This is a genomic window from Flavobacterium sp. TSSA_36 (genome assembly GCF_051547165.1).
Classification (GTDB): domain Bacteria; phylum Bacteroidota; class Bacteroidia; order Flavobacteriales; family Flavobacteriaceae; genus Flavobacterium.
This window is the reverse complement of sequence record NZ_JBPTTP010000004.1, coordinates 301,959-323,632: the sequence shown is the minus strand read 5'-3', so window position 1 is coordinate 323,632 and position 21,674 is coordinate 301,959. Positions and strand designations below refer to the sequence as shown.

The 21,674-nt window shown below is 34.6% G+C and carries 19 protein-coding genes; 17 read left to right on the top strand and 2 right to left on the bottom strand.

Annotated elements, in window-relative coordinates; genetic code table 11:
- Nucleotides 1-167 precede the first annotated feature (167 nt).
- The 6 genes from thrA (at nucleotide 168) to ACSVH7_RS10570 (ending at nucleotide 7,962) form a co-directional block, all read left to right on the top strand.
- Complete coding sequence (gene thrA, locus ACSVH7_RS10595) at nucleotides 168-2,579, top strand: bifunctional aspartate kinase/homoserine dehydrogenase I (protein ID WP_438066663.1); 2,412 nt, start codon at nucleotides 168-170, stop codon at nucleotides 2,577-2,579.
- 471 nt (nucleotides 2,580-3,050) lie between these two features.
- Nucleotides 3,051-4,169, top strand: a complete 1,119-nt coding sequence (locus ACSVH7_RS10590) for an XAC2610-related protein (RefSeq protein WP_438066662.1) — start codon at nucleotides 3,051-3,053, stop codon at nucleotides 4,167-4,169.
- A 337-nt stretch (nucleotides 4,170-4,506) separates the two neighbouring features.
- Nucleotides 4,507-5,595, top strand: coding sequence for a PDDEXK nuclease domain-containing protein (locus ACSVH7_RS10585; RefSeq protein WP_438066661.1), 1,089 nt, complete (start codon nucleotides 4,507-4,509; stop codon nucleotides 5,593-5,595).
- An 81-nt stretch (nucleotides 5,596-5,676) separates the two neighbouring features.
- Complete coding sequence (locus tag ACSVH7_RS10580) at nucleotides 5,677-6,102, top strand: OsmC family protein (protein ID WP_438066660.1); 426 nt, start codon at nucleotides 5,677-5,679, stop codon at nucleotides 6,100-6,102.
- Nucleotides 6,103-6,225: 123 nt separating this feature from the next.
- Complete coding sequence (locus ACSVH7_RS10575; RefSeq protein WP_438066659.1) at nucleotides 6,226-7,398, top strand: trans-sulfuration enzyme family protein; 1,173 nt, start codon at nucleotides 6,226-6,228, stop codon at nucleotides 7,396-7,398.
- A 153-nt stretch (nucleotides 7,399-7,551) separates the two neighbouring features.
- Nucleotides 7,552-7,962 (top strand): RrF2 family transcriptional regulator, encoded by a 411-nt coding sequence (locus tag ACSVH7_RS10570; protein WP_159687688.1) that lies wholly within the window; start codon nucleotides 7,552-7,554, stop codon nucleotides 7,960-7,962.
- A 121-nt stretch (nucleotides 7,963-8,083) separates the two neighbouring features.
- Here ACSVH7_RS10570 and ACSVH7_RS10565 read toward each other — a convergent pair whose 3' ends face one another.
- Entirely contained in the window at nucleotides 8,084-8,866 is a 783-nt protein-coding gene (locus ACSVH7_RS10565; RefSeq protein ID WP_438066658.1) for a sulfite exporter TauE/SafE family protein, read from the bottom strand.
- A gap of 171 nt (nucleotides 8,867-9,037) precedes the next feature.
- Here ACSVH7_RS10565 and ACSVH7_RS10560 point away from each other — a divergent pair, with 171 nt between their 5' ends.
- The 9 genes from ACSVH7_RS10560 to ACSVH7_RS10520 all read left to right on the top strand — a co-directional run bounded on the left by ACSVH7_RS10560 (nucleotide 9,038) and on the right by ACSVH7_RS10520 (nucleotide 20,064).
- Nucleotides 9,038-9,679, top strand: coding sequence for a 4'-phosphopantetheinyl transferase family protein (locus tag ACSVH7_RS10560; RefSeq protein WP_438066657.1), 642 nt, complete (start codon nucleotides 9,038-9,040; stop codon nucleotides 9,677-9,679).
- Between the two features lie 57 nt (nucleotides 9,680-9,736).
- Nucleotides 9,737-10,480 (top strand): geranylgeranylglyceryl/heptaprenylglyceryl phosphate synthase, encoded by a 744-nt coding sequence (locus tag ACSVH7_RS10555; RefSeq protein ID WP_438066656.1) that lies wholly within the window; start codon nucleotides 9,737-9,739, stop codon nucleotides 10,478-10,480.
- Nucleotides 10,477-11,109, top strand: coding sequence for a nicotinamide riboside transporter PnuC (gene pnuC, locus ACSVH7_RS10550; protein ID WP_438066655.1), 633 nt, complete (start codon nucleotides 10,477-10,479; stop codon nucleotides 11,107-11,109). Before ACSVH7_RS10555 ends, pnuC begins: the two co-directional genes overlap by 4 nt.
- Nucleotides 11,061-13,196 (top strand): DUF4301 family protein, encoded by a 2,136-nt coding sequence (locus ACSVH7_RS10545; protein WP_438066654.1) that lies wholly within the window; start codon nucleotides 11,061-11,063, stop codon nucleotides 13,194-13,196. The genes pnuC and ACSVH7_RS10545 overlap by 49 nt, the downstream gene beginning before the upstream one ends.
- On the top strand, nucleotides 13,196-13,597 hold the full coding sequence (arfB, locus tag ACSVH7_RS10540; RefSeq protein ID WP_438066653.1) for an alternative ribosome rescue aminoacyl-tRNA hydrolase ArfB: 402 nt from the start codon (nucleotides 13,196-13,198) through the stop codon (nucleotides 13,595-13,597). Before ACSVH7_RS10545 ends, arfB begins: the two co-directional genes overlap by 1 nt.
- 244 nt (nucleotides 13,598-13,841) lie before the next feature.
- Entirely contained in the window at nucleotides 13,842-16,004 is a 2,163-nt protein-coding gene (locus tag ACSVH7_RS10535) for a TonB-dependent receptor (protein ID WP_438066652.1), read from the top strand.
- A 338-nt stretch (nucleotides 16,005-16,342) separates the two neighbouring features.
- Entirely contained in the window at nucleotides 16,343-16,591 is a 249-nt protein-coding gene (locus ACSVH7_RS10530; RefSeq protein ID WP_438066651.1) for a hypothetical protein, read from the top strand.
- A gap of 57 nt (nucleotides 16,592-16,648) precedes the next feature.
- Entirely contained in the window at nucleotides 16,649-17,341 is a 693-nt protein-coding gene (locus tag ACSVH7_RS10525; RefSeq protein WP_438066650.1) for a GLPGLI family protein, read from the top strand.
- A 74-nt stretch (nucleotides 17,342-17,415) separates the two neighbouring features.
- Nucleotides 17,416-20,064 (top strand): carboxypeptidase-like regulatory domain-containing protein, encoded by a 2,649-nt coding sequence (locus ACSVH7_RS10520; RefSeq protein ID WP_438066649.1) that lies wholly within the window; start codon nucleotides 17,416-17,418, stop codon nucleotides 20,062-20,064.
- A gap of 31 nt (nucleotides 20,065-20,095) precedes the next feature.
- Here ACSVH7_RS10520 and ACSVH7_RS10515 read toward each other — a convergent pair whose 3' ends face one another.
- On the bottom strand, nucleotides 20,096-20,509 hold the full coding sequence (locus tag ACSVH7_RS10515) for a hypothetical protein (protein ID WP_438066648.1): 414 nt from the start codon (nucleotides 20,507-20,509) through the stop codon (nucleotides 20,096-20,098).
- Between the two features lie 248 nt (nucleotides 20,510-20,757).
- On the opposite strand from ACSVH7_RS10515, the gene greA reads away from it, so the two are divergent.
- Both greA and ACSVH7_RS10505 read left to right on the top strand, forming a co-directional pair.
- Nucleotides 20,758-21,234 (top strand): transcription elongation factor GreA, encoded by a 477-nt coding sequence (greA, locus tag ACSVH7_RS10510; RefSeq protein WP_438066647.1) that lies wholly within the window; start codon nucleotides 20,758-20,760, stop codon nucleotides 21,232-21,234.
- 11 nt (nucleotides 21,235-21,245) lie between these two features.
- Nucleotides 21,246-21,635 carry an HIT family protein gene (locus ACSVH7_RS10505; protein WP_438066646.1) on the top strand — a complete coding sequence of 130 codons (390 nt, stop codon included), beginning with the start codon at nucleotides 21,246-21,248 and terminating at the stop codon, nucleotides 21,633-21,635.
- The last annotated feature ends 39 nt before the right edge of the window (nucleotides 21,636-21,674 follow it).

Below are 21,674 nucleotides of genomic sequence, written 5' to 3'. Positions count from 1 at the left end.
AAACTACCGAAGTAGTGCGGATAGCCCGACCCTGTTACAAAAAGGGGCTTTGTAAACGGTGCTATAAATTAGCCCCTTTTTGTAACAGGGTCACGCCCTAATTAATGATGGGAAAGAGTAAAATAAAGTAAATAAAAGGAGTTGAATGACTCGTAAAATATAATAAAATGAAGATATTAAAATTCGGAGGAAAATCATTAGCGAATGGCGATGGATTGAATAAAGTTTTGGCGATACTTTCAGACAAAGTGTTGAAGGGAGAGGAATTTGCTGTGGTTGTTTCGGCAAGAGGAAATGCAACGGATGAGTTGGAAGATTTGTTAGCGATTGCGTCTAAAAATGAAAACTACAAACCTTTGTTCGAGAGATTTAAAGCCTATCAACAAGCGGATTACCCAACGGTGGATTTGTCGGAGGAATTTACCGTGCTCGAAAAATTGTTCGAAGGAGTAAGTTTGATTGGCGATTATAGCGAAAAAATAAAAGACCAAGTCTTGTCGCAAGGCGAATTGTTATCGGCTAAATTGATTACGGCTATTTTGAAGCAAAAAGGAGTCAATGCCAATTTTGCTGACGCTAGAGCATTAATCAAAACCGATGGAAAATTTGGTGATGCGCAGCCTATCGACCCAATTTCTAAGAAAAATGTGGTGCAGTTTTTTAAGCAACACAGCGATAAAGTCAATATAATTACTGGTTTTATTGGTTCGAATAACAAAAATGAGGCGACGACTTTGGGTAGAAACGGAAGTAACTATACGGCATCACTTTTTGCCAATTATTTGAATGCATCCGAATTGCAGAATTTTACTCACGTGGATGGAATTTACACTGCCAATCCAGAATTAGTAGAAGATGCTAAAAAAATTGACTTCCTATCGTTTAACGAAGCCAATGAGCTAGCCAATTTTGGGGCTACTATTTTGCACGCCAAAACTATCATTCCGCTTTTGGAAAAAAATATTCCGCTTCGAATTTTAAATACGTTCAATCACGAAAACAAAGGAACTTTGATTACTTCGAATGCTGGAAAGGAAGGTATTAAAACCCTTTCGGTATTGGAGAATGTGGCATTGGTGAATTTAGAAGGCCGTGGTTTGCTTGGGAAAACGGGTGTTGATGCGCGTATCTTTAGAGTGATGGGCGATAATGATATTAGTGTTAGTATTATTTCGCAAGGGTCTTCTGAACGTGGTATTGGCTTGGTAGTTGCCGCAGACAAAGCGAGTAAAGCGATGATAGAATTGGAAAAAGAATTCGAAAATGACTTTTATTCCAAAGACGTAAATAAAATTTCGGTTACTGATGAAGTTTCTGTAATATCGATTATCGGGCAGGATTTGAGTACGTTTCATAAACCCTACACGGCTTTAATCAAAAACAAGATTGTTCCGATTTTGTTCAACAACACCGTGACGGGGAAAAACGTGAGTTTGGTGGTGCATAAATCTGAATTGAACCGTGCGTTGAACGTAATTCACGGGGAAATTTTTGGGGTTTCGAAGAAAATTAATATTGCGATTTTTGGACACGGATTGGTAGGTGGAACCTTGATTAACCAAATTCTGGAATCGGCAGATGCCATTGAAAAACGTAAAGACATCCGTTTGAATGTTTTTGCGATAGCCAATTCTAAAAATGTGTTGTTGAATAAAAATGGGGTGTCACCTAATTGGAGAAGTGAAATACAAACCAATGGGCATTCCTATTCGATTAAAGAAATTATAGCTTATGCCAACGAACATCATTTAGAAAATCTTATTGCTATCGATAATACGGCTAGTGCAGCTTTTGTTGAAAATTATATTCCATTAGTTGAAAGTAGTTTCGACTTGATTTCTTCTAATAAAGTGGCCAATACATTGAGCTATAGTTTTTACAAAAAATTGAGAAAGGTTTTGGACGAGAATCAAAAAAATTATTTGTATGAAACCAATGTGGGTGCAGGTTTACCTTTGATTGATACCATCAAATTATTGCATTTGTCAGGTGAAAATATTACCAAAATCAAAGGCGTATTTTCAGGGACGTTAAGTTACTTGTTCAATAATTTCTCAGCCAAAGACGTTCCGTTTAGCGAAATTTTGAAAGAAGCTATCGACAACGGTTACACTGAACCCGACCCAAGAGAAGATTTATGTGGTAACGACGTAGGTAGAAAATTGTTGATTTTGGCGAGAGAATTGGATTTGCAAAATGAATTTGATGAGATTGCCATTCAGAATTTAATTCCAGAGCATTTGCGTGAAGGCGATGTGTCGACCTTCTTGAATAAACTAAAAGAGTTCGATCCTATTTATGCCAAAATAAAAGCAGAACAGCAACCCAACCACGTTTTACGCTATATTGGAGAACTGTCTGGCGATTTGCAAAACGATAAAGGAAATCTAGAAGTAAAATTAGTTTCTGTACCTTCGGATACTGCTTTGGGAGGTTTGAAAGGTTCGGATTCGTTCTTCGAAATTTACACCGAATCCTACGGCGACCGACCTATTGTAATTCAAGGAGCAGGAGCAGGTTCGGCAGTAACGGCGCGAGGTGTTTTTGGGGATATCTTGAGGTTGTCGGATAAAGGGTAAGAGCCCCCTTGACCGCCCAATGTCATTAAGTTAAGGAAAAATCAATAATTTGATTGTTGATTTTTGATTAACGATTTTTGATTTAAGATAGGTAAAACACTGGAAAACAAGTGGTTTTAATTTACTAGCACGAAATCTAAAATGCTTCGCCAGTTCGCTACCGCTCGGGTCAAGAATCGTTACTCTTCAAGCTAAAATCTCTTAACTTAATGACATTGCTAGCCCGCCTAGGCGGGGAATGAAAAGATAAATGATTTTTGAATTAAGAGTAACGATTTTTGATTTTGGAACAATGTGATTAAAAGTTAATTGATTTTCTGTATTTTATATATCAACAATCAGAAATCATTTTATATTTAATCCTTAACTTAATAACATTGCTATAGACCTCGAAAGGGAAGAATAATATTGCAGAATTATTTCCGTTTAATAGTAATTGTTTTGTTTATATTTAATTAAAAAAATTAAGTAATGGAAGTATTATTTTATCAAGTTGGAATTGCAATATTAATTTTATTAGCAGGTAATTTTGGAAAAAAAACCAGGAATATAGTTACAATTGTTATTTGTTTATTTACCATTATTGAAGTTTTTACTTTAAAACTAGCTCTACTTCAGTTTTTTACAATATTTGTTGCATTTCTGTACTCTAAAAATCAAGAAGAAAAAAAAATCATTGAGAAGAAGGAAGAGTTTAATTATTATGTAATTGAAAAAAAAAGTGAAAATGAAGCTAGTTCATCTACTTTTTTTAAAATCTTTATAGTAGTTATTAGTATTATCTCAACGGTTTATATTTTTAATAAAAGGAATGAGTTAAAGAAAATTAATAATGACCAAGTGATTACAGAAAAAGAAAGTGTAAGCGATGATGAAATTTATAATGATCATTTATTTAATAAAGAAAATACTAATATAAATAATTCTTTAGATGAAAAATCTGAAGAAAATAGTTATTCAGAAGATGAAGTTTTTAATTCAGAAAAAAACTTTCTAGAATATGAAAAACTTGAAAATAGTGACTTTGAATATTGTGTTAACACAAATCTTTCGTATAAATATGATTATATAATTTCTGTTAAAAGAGCTAAAAATAATTCTAATGGTTTAGGTAAAATTATTGATAAAATAATTATTTCTATTCGTAATAAATCTTCACAGAAAATAGAGCAAAATGTTATAATTAAAAATGATAGTAATACGCCCTTAACATTTTATGATGATTTTTTTAATTGCAATTTTGTTATTTCATATATAACAGGATTTAACACTGATGAAATTTATAGTGATTATAACTATGGCGACTTAGTGGTTGGAGATTTTAATTTTGATAATGAAGAGGACTTTGCGGTAAAGATTAGTAATTCTAATCTTGGTTCGGCTTACGCCTTTTATATAAAAGATAAAGATAACAGTTATAATAAAGGCAGTTTTCCTTTACATCATATTCCAGTTAAAATGAATGTTGAAAATAAAACTATAACAGAAGAGTATCATATAGGTTGCTGTGAACAGTATATAGATATTTATAGATATGATTCAAGAATTGATAAGTGGACATTAATTAGTTCAGATTTAAAGAGATACTGAGAAAAATAAAGATACTATTTTTATAATTAAGTCTGAATTATTTGACATAAGTTATGATTAGAAAAGTCAATAAATTTTAAAAAAGAGATTATAATGACTCAAAATTAAAATTGTCTTTAGAGACATAAACAAACTTATCGGAATAAGCGAATTGAAGTTAACGGAAAATTTGCCAGACAACCTTAAAAGTAGTTTGCCTACAATTGAAGAAATTGAGCAAGAATTAAAAAGACTTGATGCTTAAGTATTGGAAGAATAATTTTATAATTTAATATGACTTAACCTCCAGTCAATACTCCCTCTTCGCCACGGCGAAAGGGTTGGGGAGGGGCTTATTATGGAACTAATAAACAAAGACTATAAAAATTGGCTTATTGAACTGAAAAGCAAAATTCGTTCTTCGCAAATTAAAGCGGCAATTGCTGTAAATAGCGAGCTGATAGCGTTTTATTGGGAACTGGGAAAATCAATTAGCGAAAAAGAAAGTGTTTGGGGTAGTAAATTGATTGAAAAGGTAGCGCAAGACTTGAAAGAAGAATTTCCAGAGATGAAAGGACTTTCAAGAAGAAACCTATTTAATTGCAAGCAATTTTATAAATTTTACGCTTCCGATTTAGTGCAACAAGCTGTTGCACTATTGGAACAACAAGCTAGTCTTAAGTTGCAAAAGACAAGCATTCAGTTATTAAACAAAACGCAACAACTGCTAATTCAAGTGCCTTGGGGACATAATATCCTTATTTTTACGAAATCAAAGGATACAAATGAAGCGGTTTTTTATATTCAACAAACCATTGAAAATAATTGGAGTAGAGATATTTTAGACCTTCAAATAAAAACAAAGTTGTATGAAAGACAAGGGAAATCGATAACTAATTTCAAAAATACCTTGCCAGAGCCTTTTTCAGATTTGGCTATTCAAACACTAAAGGATCCTTATGTTTTTGATTTTCTTACTTTAGATACAAAATATAGAGAGCGAGATATTGAAAGCCAATTGGTACAACATATCACTAAGTTTTTACTTGAGTTGGGTAAAGGATTTGCGTTTGTCGGACAGCAATATCATTTGGTTATTGCCGAGAATGACTACTATATCGATTTGCTCTTTTACCATACTCGCCTCAAATGTTATATTGTAGTTGAATTAAAAAACACCAAATTTATACCCGAATTTGCAGGAAAATTGAATTTTTATTTGTCGGCTGTGGATAGTTTGGTCAAGCAAGATGATGATAACCCAACTATTGGTATTTTGCTTTGTAAAGACAAAAGTAATTTAGAAGCTGAATTTGCTTTACGAGACATTAGCAAACCTATCGGGATAAGCGAATTGAAGTTAACGGAAAATTTGCCAGACAACCTTAAAAGTAGTTTGCCTACCATTGAAGAAATTGAGCAAGAATTAAAAAGACTTGATGCTTAGTCAAGAAGAACAAAAAAAAATTTAGTAAACAAAATTGCGTCATTGCGTCTTAGCGGTGAATAAAAAATCAATCTTACAAAAATGAAAATAACATTAAACAGAGTAAACGAAAATTTCCATTTCGAGTTAAAAAATGACAGAGGGCATCTAGTAAATGTAGATGCACGTCCTGAATTTGGTGGAAACGATATGGGACCAAGCCCAATGGAATTAGTATTGATGGGTGTGGCAGGTTGTAGCGGTATCGATATGATTTCGATTTTGAAAAAACAACGTCAGCAAATCACCTCTTTCAAAGCTGAGGTAGAAGGAGAACGTGCCCAAGTGGGCGAAGCCAAACCCTTCAAAGACATTCACGTAGTGTTTTATTTGGAAGGTGATATTATCCCCGAAAAAGCGGCTCGTGCAGCACAACTTTCTTTTGAGAAATATTGTTCTGTTTCCAAAACTTTAGAACCCACCGCAACCATTCACTACAAAGTAGTTTTGAACGGAGAGGAATTATAAATTATTCAAGCAAAAAAACACAGATTGCACAGATTTACAAAGATTTGTCAGTTTGTTTTTGAAATTTAAAACAATAAGAATTTGTGCAAATTCGTGCAATTCGTGTTAAAAACAAAAAAATAAATGAACGAACAAGATTTTGGTTTTGAAACCCAAGCCATTCGCGGTCAGATAGAACGAACACAATATTTAGAGCATTCGGTGCCTTTATACTTAACTTCAAGTTTTGTGTTTGAGGATGCCGAAGATATGAGAGCTTCATTTGCAGAAGAAAAAGAGCGCAATGTATACAGCCGCTACAGCAACCCCAACACCATTGAGTTTATCGATAAAATATGCAAAATGGAAGGTGCCGAAGCTGGATTTGCTTTTGCCTCAGGAATGGCAGCAGTCTATTCTACCTTTGCGGCTTTATTAAAAGCGGGAGATCATATTGTATCTGCTAGTAGTATTTTTGGAGCTTCGCACTCCTTGTTTATGAATTATTTTCCGAAGTGGGATATCCAAACGACCTATTTTGATATTAATCAACCCGAGACGATTGAGAGTTGTATTCAACCCAATACCAAAATTCTTTATGCGGAATCCCCAACGAATCCTGCCATCGATATTATCGATTTGGAAGTATTGGGGACAATTGCCAAAAAGCACAATTTGATTTTGATTATCGATAATTGTTTTGCAACACCTTATATCCAACAACCTATTAAATGGGGAGCGGATTTGGTAATTCATTCGGCAACCAAATTAATCGATGGACAAGGCAGAGTGTTGGGAGGCATTACCGTTGGAAGGTCGGATTTGATTAAAGATATTTATCTTTTTTCTCGTTTGACGGGACCTTCTTTGTCGCCATTTAACGCTTGGGTATTGTCTAAAAGTTTAGAAACTTTGGCGGTTCGTGTTGATAGACATTGTGAAAACGCTTTGAAAGTAGCTGAGTTTTTGGAAAATCATCCGCAAGTCAATAAAGTGAAATATCCTTTCTTGAAATCGCATCCACAATATGAAATTGCTAAAAAGCAAATGAAATTGGGAGGTAACATCGTTGCCTTCGAAATCAAAGGTGAACTAGAAGCAGGAAGAGCCTTTTTGGATAAAATAAAATTATGTTCGTTATCGCCTAATTTGGGAGATACTCGAACTATTGTAACGCATCCAGCCTCAACTACACATAGTAAATTATCTATAGAAGAACGTTTGGCAGTTAGTATCACCGATGGTTTGGTGCGTGTTTCCGTAGGATTAGAAACTGTTGAAGATGTGATTGCCGATTTGAATCAGGCCTTAGCATAAAAAGTTTTAATTATTGATTCATATACAATGACCCACGGTTTCGGCCGTGGGTTTTGTGTTTATATTGTTAAAAAGTATATTTTTGTTACCATAATAAGGTAAAGATTGCTTTACGTAAAATCAGCAATCGGTAATCGTCAACCCAAATTCATTATGCTTTCAAAAAAAACGAAATACGGAATCAAAGCGCTTACTTTTTTGGCACGTCAAAAAGACAATACGCCTGTTCAAATTGCCGAAATTGCCAAAGCAGAACATATTTCTTTAAAGTTTTTGGAAAGCATTTTATTGCTTTTGCGTCATTCTGGTTTTTTGGGAGCCAAAAAAGGAAAAGGAGGCGGCTATTACTTAATCAAAGAACCTAAAGACATTAATATGGCGAAGGTTTATCGTATCCTTGAAGGACCTATTGCCTTATTGCCTTGTGCCAGTCATAATTTTTATGAACCCTGCGACGATTGCAACGACGAGGCCACTTGCGCCGTTCGTAAACTGATGATGGAAGTGCGTGACAATACCTTAATGATTCTGGAGAATAATACCTTGGCAGACATAGCTTTTTAAAAAAGTTAACCGCAAATTCACAAATTTTAACTAGGTTTTAAATTTGCGAATTTACGGTTCTTTTGTTATGCTTTCAGTTGCCGTTTTGGTTCTTGAAAGTTTATTTAGTGGTGAGAGAAAATTAAAAAATCAATTTATACCCAACAAAAAACAGCATCATTGCTATGGCATTTCTTAGCAATAAATCAGGAACTTTTCCACTGAGCATACTGCCCATATATATCCCTGGTAAAGAACCCATTAATAATTGCACTAATAGTCCATAGTCCATATTACCCATCGATGCGTGACCAAAGCCAGCCACTAGCGTTAAAGGAACGGCGTGTGCAATTTCTGTGCCTACCAATTTTGTAGTAGGTAAAAGAGGATACAAAAAAAACAGCGTTACAGTTCCTAGGGCACCAGCACCAATAGATGTCAATGTTACTGTTGCGCCTAATAATACACCAATAGCAACCGTCAGTAAATTTTGAGTTTTGCTTTCACTATGAAATTTATCTCCTGCATGTTTTTGTGAAAAGACTAATAACTTTTGTTTGAAAATAATTGCAATTGAGGTAAACAATAAAGCCCAGCCCAAACTGTATTTAATTATAGTATTCAATCCCGTAATATCAGCCTTAAAACTTTCTAAAATCCATAAGGTTACAGCAGCGGCAGGTACGCTTCCTAGCGAAAGCCAACCCACAATGGTCCAGTTGATGTTTTTCTTTTTGTTATGGACAAAAATTCCACCCATTTTGGTAAAAGCAGCATACAGTAAATCGGTACCAACCGCTGTAGTAGGAGGAATACCAAACCATAACAAAATAGGAGTCATCAATGACCCACCGCCAACACCGGTCATTCCGACCACAAAACCTACAACCAAACCTGCAATTACAAATCCTATTTGAAAATCCATTAATTTATTTTTTTTGGCAAATATAAATAAATTTATAATAATCCTATGGATTTAGTAGAATATAATTTACGGCTATTTAAAACAAGCTTAACTAGTTTTTGTTTTTTTAATTTGACTATTTTTGAAGTCTAAAATTGTTGCTTTTCTCCTTTTTCAAAAGAATTTTATTCCATGCCTTTATATAAAACTATAATGCCTTCCGGAACAACCTCGCTTTATGTTTGGCATATAACCGAGCCTTTTTCAGCATTAGAGGAACAAGTAACTTTAAACCCAATAAGTCTCCAAAGGCTCCATAGAATGAAGTCGCAAATGCATCAGCGCGCCTTTTTGAGTGTTCGAAAATTACTTGCCGTGGCGGGTTATACCGATTTTGATTTGTTTTATGATGCCACGGGAAAACCACATTTAAAGGATACAAAATACATTTCTATCACCCATTCACACGAATTTGCAGCTATTATTGTAAGCGATCAAGCTGTGGGCATTGACATTGAATTGCAACGAGAAAAAATTATTAGAATAGCACATAAATTTGTTGATACCGAAGAGTTAAGTAGGTTAAAAAGCTTTTCTATGGATGATTTTGTTCGAATATTAACCGTTAAATGGGGCGCCAAAGAGGCCATTTTCAAAATTTGTAACGAGAAAGGTATTAGTTTTAAAAATCATATTCGGGTAAGTTCTTTTGAACTCAGCCACAAAAAAACTACTGCGATCCTTGATTTTAATGCCAAGCAACAAGTATTCAACATTTGTTTTGAAGAGCTTAATAATTTTACCTTAGTGTATGCTTTTGAGAAAAATGGTTAATAGTATTTATTCTTTCTGTAGTTTTGCTTTCACAACAATTAGCTGTGTGATATTTTTATGACAACAATTTATCAAGCTATTTTACAGGCAAAAAAAGAAAGGCAAAAGCTTCTAGCTATTCTTCTTGACCCTGATAAAATCAATTTGGAAGAAGTACCTTTTTTTATCGAGAAAATTAAGCTTTCACCCGCCACTCATATTTTTGTAGGAGGGAGTCATGTAACTCATAATATTATAGACGAGCTAATTCTAAAGATTAAAAGTAGTTGTGAGTTACCTATTGTGCTTTTTCCTGGTAACCCTTCTCAAATTTCTATTCATGCTGATGGTATTTTGTTTTTGTCCTTATTATCCGGTCGCAATCCCGATTTTTTAATCGAACATCAGGTAAAAGCAGCGCCAATCCTCAAGAAAACCGATTTAGAAATTATTCCTACTAGTTATCTTTTGATAGAAAGTGGCAACGAAACGGCAGTAGCTCGAGTGAGTAAAACAACACCCATAGCACGAATCGATGTCGAGGAGGTTTGTAATACCGCGATGGCAGGCGAAATGCTAGGGCATCAGCTCATTTACCTCGAAGCAGGAAGTGGCGCAAAACAATCGGTTCCATTAGAAATGATTCGAGAAGTTGCTAAAAACACTACTATCCCCTTAATTGTAGGTGGAGGAATTGCCACTTCAATGGAAATACAAAATACCTATGACGCAGGTGCTGATTTGGTTGTAATCGGAACGGCTTTTGAAAAAAAACCTTCTTTTTTTGAAAATATTAAACCACAAATGACACACAAAACATGATCGATTATTTTTTTGCACAATATAAAGACTACTCCATACTTATGGTTAGTTTAGAGTTAATTGGGGTTTTCTTCGGTTTGGCCAGCGTTTGGTTTGCTAAGAAAGACAATATTTTAGTATTTCCTACTGGTTTGGTTAGTACTTCAATATACGCTTATTTGCTATGGCAATGGGAATTGTTGGGCGATTCGATGATTAATGTGTATTATTTTGTGATGAGTCTTTATGGTTGGTACCATTGGACACGTAAAAAAGGAGATGAAGTTGAGTTCCCCATTTCTTATATCAATTCAAAAGAAAAGAGGTATGCTACTTTAATTTTCATAATTACTGTAGTATTTGTAGTGTTAGTTTATCTTTATTTTGGTAAATTTACTACTTGGTATTCGTATATAGATACTTTATTGACGGCTATTTTTTTCGTAGGCATGTGGTTAATGGCCAAGAGAAAAATCGAAAATTGGATATTTTGGATTATAGGAGATTGTATTTCTATTCCACTTTATTTTGCAAAAGGGTATACCTTTACTTCATTACAATATGTTGTCTTCACTATTATTGCCTTTTATGGTTATTTAGAATGGAAAAAAACCTTAAGCAGCTCCTTAAATCAAGAGCTACAAAAATAGTACGAATTGCTATTTTTGGTCCTGAATCTACGGGAAAAACTACTTTGGCAAAGCAATTGGCTGATCATTATCAAACAGCGTGGGTTCCCGAATTTGCTCGTGACTATCTTCAAGAAAAATTAGATAGCGGACGTGGTGTTTGCGATAGTACTGATATGTTGCCCATTGCTTATGGTCAAGCAAAATTAGAAAAAGAAAAAGCAACCATCGCTAAAAAATACCTATTTTGTGATACTAATTTAATGGTGACTAAAGTGTTTTCGGAGCTTTTTTACCAATATTGCGATCCATTATTGGATGCTGCAGCTCGTTCTCACCATTATGATTTGTACTTTTTAACGGATATTGATGTGCCATGGGAAGCGGATGGGTTAAGGGATAGTCCCGAGGGTAGAACCACTATTTTTTCAGTCTTCAAACAAGCCTTACTCGATCATAAAAAGCCATTTATTACACTGTCCGGCGATAAGGAGACGCGATTAAATAAAGCCATATCGATTTTGAAAGAAATGCAAATCGCAAAAGAAATTGGTATGAGTTCTTTGGATTTTGTGCAAATTTATGAGCATGGCATTCCAATGCAAAACATCAAAAATCAACTAGAAATTTATACAACTGGTATAGCCAAAACTTTTTTGGATCGACCTGCAACTGTAGATGATGGAATTTTGTCGTTAAACCCAGATGATTTTGAGTCAAAAGCCTCATATTATGAAAAAAATAAAGAGAAATTAAAAATTATGAAATTTGTCCCGGCCTCGGGAGCAGCTACTCGAATGTTCAAGTTTTTGAATGAGTTTTTGAGTGATTATGATGTTGCTTCCGAGAGTATCAATGCATATATAAATCGCAAAAACGATTTAGAACTTTCGTTGTTTCTTTTGGGAATGGATAAATTTCCTTTTTTTAATGATGTGAATGCCAAACTTCGAGTTGATTTTTCAGATTTTGAAGAATGGAGCTCAGATCAAAAACAATACTATTTCATCCTATATTTATTGCGCCCTGAATTCTTCGATTTTGCCAATAAACCTAAAGGCGTTTTGCCTTTTCATGCTTACAATGACCAAATAGTCACTCCTTTTGAAGAACATTTAAAAGAGTGTGTAGCCTATGCAATTTCGAAAAAGCAAGGTAATTTACACTTTACAATTACTCAAACCCATCAAGTACTTTTTGAAAAATTAGAGCAGGATGTGAAACAAAAACACGAGCAAAATACTAGCACAAAACTCGCAATTGACTATTCCTATCAAAGTAAAAAAACGGATACAATCGTTGTAGATACTCTTAATCAATGGGTGAAAAATGAAAACGGACAGTTGCTTTTTAGACCCGGAGGACATGGTGCTTTAATTGAAAATTTAAATACCCTCGATGCTGATTTAGTTTTTGTAAAAAACATAGATAATGTAATTCTAAATCATAGTCAAGAAATTGGATTGTATAAAAAAGCATTAGCGGGGATAGTTTTAGAATTGCAAGTACGTATTTTTAGCTATTGCCAAAAAATGGATGCGAATGCCATCAAGGAAGTGGAGGTACATGACATTATTTCTTTTGTCGAAAAAGATTTGAAAATCGAATTGATAAAAGGGTTTTCAAAATTCACTTTCGACAATCAGATTTTAGAATTAAAACGAGTATTACATCGCCCCATTCGGGTTTGTGGGATGGTAAAAAATGAAGGAGAACCAGGAGGTGGGCCATTTTGGGTTGTTGATAAAGAAGGAATTACTTCCTTGCAAATCGTAGAAACCTCTCAAATTGATTTAAATAATGAAATGCAACAACAGTTTTTGGAGCAAGCCACTCATTTTAATCCGGTAGATTTAGTATGTGGTATTAAAAATTATCAAAACCAAAAATTTGATTTAACCCAATTTGTAGACCCATTCAGTGGATTTGTTGTTGAACGAACTACTGGGGAAAAAACTTTAAAATCGTATGAGTTACCCGGTCTATGGAATGGTGCTATGGCAAATTGGATCACTATTTTTGTTGAAGTTCCAATGATTACTTTCAATCCTGTCAAAAACGTAAATGATTTGCTGAAACCTGCACATCAATTGGAAAATACCTTGTAATGGATAAGCAACAATTGATACAAGAGTTACAATTCAAGGCGGTTAGAAGTAGTGGTGCCGGAGGTCAAAATGTAAACAAAGTGGCTTCAAAAGTACAGTTGACATTTGATTTGAAAAAATCACAAGCATTAACTGAGGAGCAGAAATCATTGCTAGAAAACAAATTAGCGCATAGACTGACTGCTGCTCAACTTTTGATTTTGACTTGCGATGAGGATCGGAGTCAATTGAAAAATAAAGCATTGGTTGTCAAACGTTTTTTGGCTATACTCGAACAGGGATTGTTCGTTTCTAAAGAAAGAAAAGCTACCAAAATTCCGAAATCGGCCATCAGAAAACGAATTAAGGAAAAAAAGAATTTGTCAGAGATTAAGCAATCAAGACGAAAGCCTGATTTTTAGCAATTTGAAAAACTTTGAAGTTTAGACTTGCAACATCAAACAAATGATATATATTTGCGCCGTCTCAAAGGGGTGCTCTAAATAACGAGCTGAGATCATACCCAAAGAACCTGGGCGGGTAATGCTGCCAAGGGAAAAAATGACAAAATACTAGAGTGCACGCTATTGTCTTGTCATAGAACAAACCATTTATTAATTAAAACAAAAGAATAATTCCCCCTTTTATTCGTAAAACTATTTACGGATGAACACTTTATTTTATTCAAAAAGTACAAAGTATAAAGTACAAAGTACAAAGACAACTCCTTTACGTCTTTTTTCTATACTCTTTTTTCTATGCTCTAGTTTCACTATTGCACAGGTACAAGACACGACAAAAGTCAATCAATTGGATGATGTTTTGGTTTCGGCAGTGCGGGTAACTTCCAAAACTCCTGTATCTTTTAGCAATTTGACCAAAAAAGAAATTCGTTTTCGCAACTTGGGTCAAGATATTCCTATTTTGATGAACTATATGCCCTCTGTGGTGACCACTTCTGACGCTGGAAACGGAATTGGATATACCGGAATTCGAGTGCGTGGTAGCGATGCCACACGTGTCAATGTAACCATCAATGGTATTCCTTACAATGATTCTGAAAGTCATGGTACTTATTGGGTGAATATGCCCGATTTTGCTTCTTCACTTCAAAGTGTGCAATTACAACGCGGAGTAGGGACTTCAACCAATGGTGCAGGGGCTTTTGGAGCAAGTTTAAACATGTTAACGGATTCGTTTGCGACGACCGCTAGTGGCGAAATCGCTAGTTCCGCGGGAAGTTTTAATACCTTTAAAAATACCGTTAAATTTAGTACCGGATTGTTGAATGATCATTTTGAATTGGCCGGACGAATGTCGGTATTACAGTCTGATGGTTTTGTCGATCGTGCTAGTACTGATTTAAAATCGTATTTTCTGCAAGGTACTTACGTGGGTAAAACAACCTTAATTAAAGCCTTAGTTTTTGGAGGAAAAGAAAAAACCTATCAATCTTGGAACGGGATTGATGGGGAAACCTTAAACAGTAATCGTACTTTCAATTCGGCAGGAATGTATACTGACGAAGCGGGGAATACTCGCTTCTATGATAACGAAACCGACAATTACCAACAAGACCATTCTCAATTGCATTGGAATGAAAGATGGTCGGAAAATTGGAGTTCGAACGTAGCTTTGCATTACACCAAAGGCAAAGGGTATTACGAAAATTATAAAGAAGATACTAAGTTTTCCAGCTATGGATTGACCCCAATTGTGATCAATGGAACCACCATTAATAGAACCGACTTGGTTCGCCAAAAATGGTTAGACAATGATTTTTATGGCACTACTTTTTCTGCTAATTACACCACTGATGCGTTGCAATTAATATTGGGCGGAGGATATAATGAATACGAAGGCGCTCATTTTGGAAAAGTGATTTGGGCACGTTATGCTTCTCAAAGTGAATTGGGAGATCGCTATTATGAAGATTTTGCCACGAAAACGGATGGAAACTTTTTTGCCAAAGCGAATTATCAAGTTTCGGAGCAATTGAGTTTGTATGGCGATTTGCAATACAGAAAGGTACACTACAAAGCCGATAGCCCAGAAACAGGTTTGGTTAATGATACTTTTCGTTTTTTTAATCCCAAAGCGGGTTTGAATTTTAAGATGAATGAAGCGAATACCTTGTATTTTTCCTATGCTAGAGCTAACAGAGAGCCGAATAGAACGGATTATGAGAATGGCAATCCAAAACCTGAAAAGTTAAACGATTTTGAGTTGGGTTGGCGATTGAATACGGAGAACATTCAGTTGAACACCAACGTATATTATATGGCCTACAAAGACCAGTTGATTTTAACTGGGAAATTAGATGATGTTGGAGCTCCTATTCGTTCAAACAGCGACAAAAGTTACCGATTGGGACTAGAGGTTGACGCTACAATTGCTTTATCCGAACAATGGATCCTAAGACCTAACTTTACGTTGAGTGCCAACAAAAATGTGGATTTGAGTGTTACAGGTACTTCTTACGGAACAACGGATATTGCTTATTCTCCTTCTGTTATTGTGGGTAATGTTATTGTGTATTCTCCTATAAAAGCCTTGCATTTGTCTTTATTGCAAAAATATGTTGGTGCGCAATACATGAACAATATTGAGTTGCCTGCCGCAAAATTAGCGGATTACTTTGTAAACGATTTTAATGTAAGCTATACTTTCAAGCCCAAAACAATTTTTAAAGAAATTGTGTTAACTGGTTTGGTGAATAATATACTGGATAAAAAGTATGTATCCAATGGCTATATGTGGGATGTGTATCCTTATTATTATCCTCAAGCAGGCATTAATTTCTTGGCAGGATTGAATTTGAAATTTTAATTTTTAGGTTACATCATTTTGTTAGAATCCAGTGTCTTTTTGATGCTGGATTTTTTTGTTTCTGTTGTTAAATGGTTCTAATTAATGTTGATTTGATCATAAATACTTATTGTAATCTTATATTAATATAAGCAGTTTCTAATCATTTTAATTAGTTAGCAAATATTCCAGTTCTTTTTCTGGGTTTTTTATAAAAAACTGATATTTAGGATTTTGAACGCTTATTTGGTTGTTAAATAAAAGTTAAATTAATGAGAATTGTTGTGATAAATATTTTTTTTTTTTTCAATTTTGAAATGGTTAACCAAAAAACTTTTATAAATTTAAACCATTAAAAAATGAAAAAAATGATTTTTACTGCTATGGCAGTTTTGGCGTTTAGCGCAGTTTCAATGGCAAACACTATTGAAGTCAAGGAAGAAGTTGTAGTAAACAACGAGAGTAAAGTTGAAAATACTTTAAATCAAGATGAGCAAACAGCAACTCCTTGTGAGGATAGAGCAATTGATATTTACGAGAGTATAATTGGCGATGGCCCTGATAACATCACACTGTTAAACAATTTATTGTCATTGTGTAGTTTGTAGGCTTTTAATTTTAACTATCACTATGTTGCATAGTGATAGTTTTTAATTTATAAAAACATGAAAATAATTTTTTTATATTTTCTGCTTATCACACATTTTATTTATGGTCAGAATGGTATAGTGGAATACAAAGTTATGGTAAGCAAAGCTGTAAATAGTAAAAATAAAGATGTTGAATCTTTTATTGAAAAAATCATTATTTTGGCTGATAAACAAAAGTTTAAATTACAGTTTAACGCAGTAGGCTCTCATTTTTCAATAATTGAAGAGATGAAAAAGGAAACTAATGAAGATGTAAAAATGTTTAAGATAGCATCTTCAGCCTTTACTACTGATTCTGAAATGTTTTATCAAAAAGCAAATAATATAATTTATGCAAAGAATAGTGATGGGTCAATAATTAAAGAACTGAAACCTATCCAAAAATGGGAAATTACGAATGAGTCAAAAACAATTAGCACTTATCTCTGTTACAAAGCAATTTTGAAAATACCTTTTATCAATAGAAAAGGAATTTCGGGTATTCACACAATTACCGCGTGGTTTGCACCCAGTTTGCCTTTTTCTTTTGGACCAAAAAATTTTTATGGATTGCCAGGTTTAATCCTTGAACTGCAAGAAAATAAAACGACTTATTTGGCCACCAAGATTGTGCTTACTGATAAAGAATTTAAAATAGTTTTCCCAAAGGGAAAAACCATAACTAAGGAGGAATATGATAAGAAACTAAAAGCCCAAATGGGAATGTAAAGAAAGTTTCAACCAATATCCCATACAAAACCACAAGTGAACTTAACCAACCCATGCCCAAATTTCTTTACTTTTTGCTTTTTTTTACAACACTCGTTTTTGCTCAAAATAGGGTGATAACGGGCGTGGTAGTCGAGACGAATCGAAAACCCTTAGAATCCGCCAATGTAATTGCCAAACCCTTGCAAGAAAAAGCGAGTTTGAAATTTGCTATTGCAGATAATAAAGGGCGCTACCGCTTAGAGTTAGAGAAAGAGGTAAAATATGAAATCACGGTTTCTTACATTGGGTTTGTAGAACAAGTGTGGATTACGACTCCTGATGATACCGAAAAAACACATGATTTTGTACTCCAACCCACAGGAGAACAACTCAAAGAAATTGTTATTAAACATGAATTCAAGCCTATCGTCATCAAAAAAGATACCATGACTTTTGATGTGAAGAGTTTTGCAAACGGGAATGAACGCAAAATGAAAGAGGTCTTAGAAAAGTTACCGGGCGTTGAAGTAGACAAAAAAGGAAATGTTACTGTACAAGGCAAAAAGGTAACCAAAATGCTAGTAGAAGGGAAATCGTTTTTTGGTGGAGGAAGCAAATTAGCCGTAGAAAATATTCCTGCCGATGCACTGGATAAAATCGAAGTCATAGACCATTTTAATGAAGTGGGATTTATGAAGCAAGTATCGGATAGTGAGGATTTGGCCATGAACGTCAAGCTAAAAGCCGATAAAAAGAAATTTGTTTTTGGGGATATAGAAGCCGGAGCCGAAGTTGGCAATGCCGATAATGGTTTTTATTTGGCACATGCCGCTTTGTTTTATTACAGTCCAAAAACCAATTTAAGTTGTATAGGCGATGCCAACAATATTGGTAGACGCACCTTTACTTTTGATGATATGTTGCGCTTTGGTGGCGGAATGAGTAGTTTTCTTTCGGGACGAAAATCGTTTACCAATTTGTATAGTTTTACTAATGATACTAATGAGCTTGTACAGAGTAAATCACAATTTGCTGCGCTCAATTTTAGCCATGAGTTATCAAGTAAACTAGAAATTTCTGGGTTCTCCATTTTTTCAAAAGTGTTTGCAGCTTCTCAATCGGAGAGTAGCAACGAATATTTGCAAAATAGTGCTGTAGCTTTTGAAAACAAATTGCAAAAAGGGGACAATCGTTCGTTACTTGGAATTTCCAATATAAAATTGAATTATTCGCCTAATGCCAAAGAAAAATGGTATTACAACGGGCAATACCAATCGAGTACCAATGATTTGAACAGTACTATTAATTCGGTGACCAATTTAGGGAGCAGTGTTTTTCAAACCTTAAATCAAGCCGATAATACCGCGATAAAACAATACCTAGAATGGCATAAAAGTTATAACGATGCGCATACAACGACTTTTGTAGTGAATCAGGCTTATGACATAAATACGCCACAAACACGTTGGTTTACGGACCAACCTTTTTTAACGGGTATCATTCCCATTCAAGCCGATAACACGTATGCCATCGATCAAATCAAAAGAGTTAAAAATCAATCTATTGATGCACTTTTTAAGTATTATTGGGTGTTAAACAATGCCAATCATTTGTACACTATTTTAGGAAACAACAACGGGCGTTCGCAGTTGTTTACCTCCGAAAAACAGGTGTTGACTACCAATGTTATTAATGATTTTAGTACTGCTGGTTTTGGTAACGATATCAAGTATCAACTCAATGATGCTTATATTGGGTTGGAGTACAAATTTAGAATTGGAAAATGGACGAATAAGCCCGCATTATATAGCCATTGGTATGCTATGAAAACGGAACAAGCCTCTGGAAATAGAGTGGTCGAAAAGCAAGTTTGGTTGCCACAATGGACTAGTGAATTTGAATTCAATAAATCAGAAACCCTAAATTTTAATTACAAACTCGAAGTGGGATTTCCTGAAGTAAGTCAGTTAGCGGATCAGTACACACTACAAAATTATAATTTGGTTTTTAAAGGGAATGCCTTGTTGGAAAATGAACAGTTTCATTCCGCAAATTTGAGGTATTCCAAAATGAATATGTATAAAGGAATTACTTGGAATGCTATGGCAAGCTTTATTAAAAAAGAAAAGACCATTCGTAATGAAGTGATTTTGCAAGGAATTAATCAAGTCAATAGTCCTTTTTTGAGAGACAATCCAGAGACGAATTACAATTTGAATGGGGCGTTTACTAAAAAAATCTACCGTTTTAATCTTCGACTCAATACGAGTTTGAGTTGGTTCAACTATTTGCAAACCTTGAATGGAGTGACAACTTCAAATGATAGGAATAACCAAAAAATAGGATTTTTGATTAAAACAGCCTATAAGAAATGGCCAACAATAAGCATGGGGTACACAAAAGGTTTTAGTCAGTTTAAAGGCATTACACAATCTGATTTTCAGTCTGATACTTGGAATGGAGATGCTGAAATCACTTTTTTTAACTATTGGACCTTCAAGTTTGAGTATGAAAACACAAGTAATACTAACGCTAACCAGCAACGTAACTTTTATGATATTGCCAATACTTCTTTGCGTTATCAAAAGAAAAATAGCCCTTTTGGTTTTGAAGTAACAGTCAATAATATATTGAATACCACCGTAAAAAATGATTATTCCTTTTCGGATTACTTAATTAGCGAACGAAGTACTTTCGTTTTACCAAGAGTATTTATGTTGTCTGTAAGTTATAAATTGTAGTTTATAAATCTCTTTTCAGCACGCCCAAATGTTAATTATACACTCTAATCACGCTTCCAATTACTTCTACACGGTATTGCTTCATCGGATATTGTAGGTCGCTTAAACCGGTGAACAAACTGTATTCTTTAGTATCGCAGGCACAAACGGCATTGATTCCTTTGATGGTCATAGTGGAGCAATTGCTCAAGGCTTGATTGGGACAAGCGGCATCAAAGGCATTGTAGCCACTTCCGGTATTAAAAACGATAAGTCCGCGAATGCCTGCATTAGGAAAAAATACGGCATTGCTGGGGAATTTCAAGTTGGAATAGGCAGGTAAACTGGTGTTCAAGTCTACACTAAATGAATAATTGGGAAGGAAAGGGTTTTTATTGGAGGTGTTATTGTTGCTACAACTGGTGAATAGCGTGATGGTGAGTAGAAAAAGCCATTTTTTTATCATTTTAAATTAAGATCTAAGATTAGTGAAACAAATTTAATTTATTTACATTTGGATTCGTTATTGTTAACATTTAATTATTGCATTAAAAAAAAGTAGTATATTTGCGGAAAGAAATCCCGTCCCGATGGGATTTTTTCTATTTATATCATTCAGGTCGCGTACTGTAAAACGTAAGAAAGTCAATTGTATTGTATTGGTTTTAGGGGTAAGGCAACAGGGGGTGCCTTGTAATTATTAATAAAAAAGTTATGAGTAAAGTATCGTATTATACAGCAGAAGGATTAAAAAAGTTAAAAGAAGAGTTGGATCATTTGAAAGGTGTGATGCGCCCGAAAGCTTCGCAAGACATAGCCGATGCAAGAGATAAAGGCGATTTGTCTGAAAATGCAGAGTACGATGCTGCTAAAGAAGCGCAAGGTTTATTAGAAATGCGTATTGCTAAATTAGAGGAAGTGTATGCCAATGCTCGATTGATTGATGAATCGCAATTGGATGTATCGAAAGTATTGGTGCATTCGAATGTAAAAATCAAAAATCAAGGAAATGGTATGGAAATGAAATATACCTTGGTGGCGGAGAGTGAAGCTGACTTGAAAACCGGAAAAATATCCGTAACTTCTCCAATAGGGAAGGGCTTACTGGGCAAAAAAGTAGGGGAAGTTGCCGAAATTACGGTACCTAACGGGGTATTGAAATTTGAAATTATTGAAATTTCTCGCGACTAAAACGAAGCATTATGAGCAGTATTTTTACCAAAATAGTTCAAGGTGAAATTCCTTGTTATAAAGTAGCTGAAGACGAACAATTTTTAGCTTTTTTGGATGTGAATCCCAATGCGGTTGGGCATACACTCTGTATTCCAAAACAAGAAATTGATAAGCTTTTTGACTTAGATGATGAATTGTATATCGGATTAATGCAATTTTCTAAAAAAGTAGCTACTGCTCTCGAAAAAACAATTCCATGTGCACGAATCGGAATGGCGGTTATTGGTCTTGAAGTACCGCACGCCCATGTTCATTTGATTCCGATTAATGAAATGAATGAAATGCGTTTTCAAAATAAAGTGAGTTTGACTCCAGCTGAGTTTGACGCTTTGGCCTTTAAAATTGGACAAAATTTATAAAATTAATTATATCTATATTTAAGCACGAATAGCCTTTTG